The following is a 986-nucleotide window of genomic DNA, read 5'->3' as shown; positions in this document are numbered from 1 at the left end:
GAGGTTTTCTCAACGAAGATCACTTCCAGTGTCCGTTGAGTACGAGGGCGGCGCGGGCGATGTCGCCGATCCTGCTCGGGCTGAGGGTGACACGCTGCAGAGCGCGCCAGCGTTGTTTGAGTTCGGCTGCGGTGCGTTCGCCCAGTGCGCGGGCGTATCTGATCAGGGCGTTCGTCATTCGGGTGTCGGCGTGCAGGGCCTGCTCGGACTGGCCCTTGGGGCGGCGGACCGGGACACGGATCCCGATGCCCGCGCCGATGTAGCCCTTGTCCGCCAGGGTAGGCAGACCCTTGGCGGCTGCCTTGTACAGCGCGGGCAGCGCGTGCCGCCGGGCGGCGGTGATGTCGGGGGTGGAGCCGGGTTCGACGTCGGAGACCCACAGCGGGGTGCCGTCGGGGGCGGACAGGAACTGCACGTTCCCGCCGAACGCCTTGTGCTTCTTGCTGAACCACAGGTCGTTGCCGTTGTCCCGGATACCGGTGAGGCGGTCGGACTCGATGAGCGTGCCGTCGAGGATTACGTGCGTCATTCCCTCTTCCCGGCAGCGTGTCAGGACCTTGTGCAAATCGGGGGCCTGGCCGGCGAGGACGTCTATGCCTTCGTGCAGGTAGCGGTAGCCGGTGGCCTGGGACACCCCGGCGTCGCGGGCCAGGCAGTGCACACAGCCCCTGTCGCGGAACCAGCGCAGCACCAGCACGGCCTGGCGGAACGGCCCCAGTGCGCGGGAGCGCCGAGGCGTCCCGAGCCGTCGCCGCAGGGCGGCGAGCTGGCGGGCGAGGAACTCGACGACGTGGCGCGGGACGTCGAGCGTGGCAGCATAGGTCACCAACGCGAAGCCTCTGGTTGTTGCGGACAGCGTCTTGTGGTGAGAGCCGTCCTACCAGGGGCTTCGCGTCTGCCTGCGGCCGGGCACCCGATGTCCGCCTCATCCAGAAGCCGGAAGTTCACACCGCTTCGCGAAGATCATTCTCGTTGAGAAAACCTCA

General features: G+C 68.0%; 1 protein-coding gene. It reads right to left on the bottom strand.

Features of this window, described 5'->3' with window-relative positions; translation table 11 throughout:
• Positions 1–19: 19 nt before the first annotated feature.
• Positions 20–829 (bottom strand): transposase family protein, encoded by an 810-nt coding sequence (locus RKE29_RS30105; protein WP_312008874.1) that lies wholly within the window; start codon positions 827–829, stop codon positions 20–22.
• Positions 830–986 lie beyond the last annotated feature (157 nt).

The sequence above is a fragment of the Streptomyces sp. B1866 genome (genome assembly GCF_031932565.1).
Taxonomy (GTDB): domain Bacteria; phylum Actinomycetota; class Actinomycetes; order Streptomycetales; family Streptomycetaceae; genus Streptomyces.
Note: the sequence above shows the minus strand (reverse complement) of the source record. Positions and strands in the feature narration are given on the sequence as shown.